Below are 3,080 nucleotides of genomic sequence, written 5' to 3'. Positions count from 1 at the left end.
GGAAGCCGCGCTCGATGTCTGCGAGGCCCTTGTAACGCGCGACAGCCTCGGCGGGGCTCAGATCCGGTGCGTTGGTGATCAGCGCGAGTTTTCCGTCAAAGAGTTCGGCCTCGGCAATGGCGTCTTCATCGACCGACCAACTGAACCGATCAGCATTGAGATCGGCCTTGATGAACCGCGTGAGCTCGGCCTCCGCGACGGCGCGGGTGAAACGGCTGTACGCCCCGCGGTCGGAGGCGCGACGACCCTTGGCGGTCTTGCCGGCATCCTGTGCATCGAGCTTGCCGACCATCTTCTCGGCCATGGCCTCCAGCTCGGCGATGCTGGTGCGCCGCCGGTCGCCGAGATCAGCGGCACGAAGCGGGTCATGGGCCACGATGAGCCTGTGGTCACAGAAGCGGCTCTCGGCCAAACCGTCCTCGTCAAAGCGGAGCGCGCGGAAAGTCTCGACCAGGTCTTTGTAGCGGCGCGCGGGGACGGCGAGGATGAACTCCAACGTGCGCCCGCCCTGTTCGGCAAGCGATGTCAGGGCACCGATGTTGTCGAGGCTCAGCAGGCCGCGGTCGGCCACCAAGCTGATGCGCTCGATGGGAAAGCGTTGCAGAACGGTGACCAGCATGGCCTGCAGCGTCTTCGTTTCGGCCACGTTGCCCGGATGCACGGTCTGCATGAGCGGCAGCCCATCGGCGGTCTGCACAACGCCAAGCACGAACTGGCGGGCGATCCCACCGGTCTCCTTGTTCATGCCATAGGCACGGACATCGTCGTCGACCTCGCCTTCGCCGTGGATGCGCACGGTGGTCAGGTCATAGAAGACAACGGTCAGATCGCGGTCGACCAGGGGGCGGATCTGACGGGCCAGTTCGGCCTCCACGCGATCAACGTTGTCCATGAGCGCATCCATCGCCCGCAGGAGGTGGTGATGCTCGACCTTGGCAGGCATCTCCGGCATGGCCACGGTGTCCAGCCAGCGCAGGCAGCCGAGCTTGCTCGTGGGATCGCACAGGCGGTTGAAGACCATGGCGCGCACGAGGGCATCGGCCTCGATCTTGCGCCGCCCGGAACGCATTGCTCGCGCGAAGGCGCGATCGAAGCCAAGGTCATTCCAGAGCTGATGCAGGGCAAAGACGTTGCCATAGGCCTTGGAGCTTTCGATCTCGACGGGGAAGGCCGTGTTGTCGCTCCGCCCGATCGCCCGATTTAGCCCGTTGATCAGAGGATCGAGCTTGGCGGGGTTCAAGTCTTCCAGCCGACCGAGGTTGGCGACGACCCGGTGGCGGACCTTCCCTTGCTCATTGCGATAGCCCTCAACCAGTTGCAGGTACTGGCGGCCCCCGGATCTCGTGATCTTGGTGTACATGTCGCAACACTACGAGATGATGCGTCATACATCAACATCTCAATACGCCACGGCGTGCCACAACAGGGATTCCGCTAAAATCGGCCCTGATTCACATGGAAACCCCTTATTTCATTGAACTCAGCATCAACCAGCCGGGCTCAAATCCACCGCGAAGTGTCGAAGTTGGGTGAACTGGACCACCGTTATGTTTAGGAAACGGAGGACCACGAATGGCAAACAAGAGACCGAAGCCCGAAGAGATTGTCTCGAAGTTACGGCAGGTTGAAGTTTTGATGGGGCAAGGCATGTCCCGACTTGATGCGATCAGGCAGATCGGCGTTGTTGAGCAAACCTATTACCGCTGGCGGAAGAAGTACGGTGGAATGGGTGTTGATCAATTGAAGGAACTGAAACGGCTTCAGAAAGAGAACGAGCGGCTGAGACGCGCGGTGTCTGATCTGACTCTGGACAAGCTGATCCTGACGGAAGCCGCAAAGGGAAACTTTTGAGCCCCGCTCGTCGTCGTGCCTGCATCGATCATGTCCGTAACCAGCTGAACGTTTCCGAGAGACGCGCCTGTCGCGTGCTGGGGCAACACCGGTCCACGCAGCGGCGGGTCCCACAAGGTCGCGCAGACGAAGACCGACTGGTCGCCGACATGATCGAGTTGGCTCGACAGTACGGCCGATTTGGCTATCGCAGGATCGCTGCGCTGCTGAGAGAGGCCGGATGGTCTGTCAGCGATGGGCGAATTGAACGGCTTTGGCGACGAGAGGGGCTGAAAGTACCAGTGAAACAACCGAAGAAAGGACGGCTCTGGCTGAACGATGGCTCGTGTGTTCGGCTGAGGCCGGAGTATCGCAACCACGTGTGGTCCTATGACTTTGTTCATTGCCGAACTGACGATGGCAAAGCTTTTCGGACGCTGAACATCCTTGATGAGCACAGCCGGGAGTGCCTAGCGATTAGAGTGAAGCGCAAGCTGAACTCGGTCGATGTGATCGATGCCCTGACGGATCTGTTCATACTGCGGGGTGCACCCCGCTTCATACGTTCAGACAATGGGTCGGAATTTGTCGCCCAGGTCGTCCGAGACTGGATCGCCGCAGTTGGCGCCCAGACGGCTTACATTGAACCTGGGAGCCCGTGGGAGAACGGATACTGTGAAAGTTTCAATGGCAGGTTCAGGGATGAGCTACTCAACGGTGAAGTCTTCTACAGCCTACGCGAAGCTCAAATTCTGATCGAACAATGGAGGAGACACTACAACACAAAGCGGCCCCACAGTGCACTGGGCTATCGCCCGCCAGCACCTGAAACCATCATCCCAATGGATTACAGGCCGACGATGCACTAACAATCAATTTGGACCAGTCAGATGAGGCTGCTCACTCGGATGTTTTTCAACAAAACGAGTTGCGGCTACCGCCACCGCGGTGTCGCCATAGGTGAGGGGTGCCGCAACGCGAATTACACCTTTCAAACCACCTGAAGTATCGAATTCGGCTTCCAGCTGTTCAAGCTCGGCAAGAACACGTCGCGCCCCTTCCAGGTACTTTTCTCCTTCGTGAGACAGAGACATTGAGCGCGTGTTACGGTGAAGGAGCGTCATGCCAAGCAGGTTTTCGAGCCCGGCGACACGCTTGCTCACCAATTTGTTCGAAATCCCCAAGCGCTGCCCAGCGGCAGCGAAGGAACCGGTTTCCACGACAGCCACAAAGCTTCGCATTCCATCAAC

Annotated in this window: 3 protein-coding genes; 1 reads left to right on the top strand and 2 read right to left on the bottom strand. The window is 59.3% G+C overall.

What is annotated here, in order from left to right:
* Positions 1 to 1,360: IS1634 family transposase (locus tag ACR0KN_RS22375; protein WP_480656687.1), on the bottom strand; the 1,360-nt coding region annotated here is incomplete at its 3' end.
* A gap of 212 nt (positions 1,361 to 1,572) precedes the next feature.
* On the opposite strand from ACR0KN_RS22375, the gene ACR0KN_RS22370 reads away from it, so the two are divergent.
* Positions 1,573 to 2,699, top strand: a protein-coding gene (locus tag ACR0KN_RS22370) for an IS3 family transposase (protein ID WP_480588862.1) whose coding sequence is annotated in 2 segments (ribosomal slippage) — positions 1,573 to 1,837 and positions 1,837 to 2,699 — 1,128 coding nt in all. Because the reading frame shifts where the segments join, the coding sequence is not laid out codon by codon here.
* 3 nt (positions 2,700 to 2,702) lie between these two features.
* Here the strand turns inward: ACR0KN_RS22370 and ACR0KN_RS22365 are convergent.
* A partial coding sequence (locus ACR0KN_RS22365) for a LysR family transcriptional regulator (protein WP_480656685.1) occupies positions 2,703 to 3,080 on the bottom strand: 378 nt, incomplete at its 5' end.

Source organism: Ruegeria sp. AP7 (genome assembly GCF_056539905.1).
Note: the sequence above shows the minus strand (reverse complement) of the source record. Positions and strands in the feature narration are given on the sequence as shown.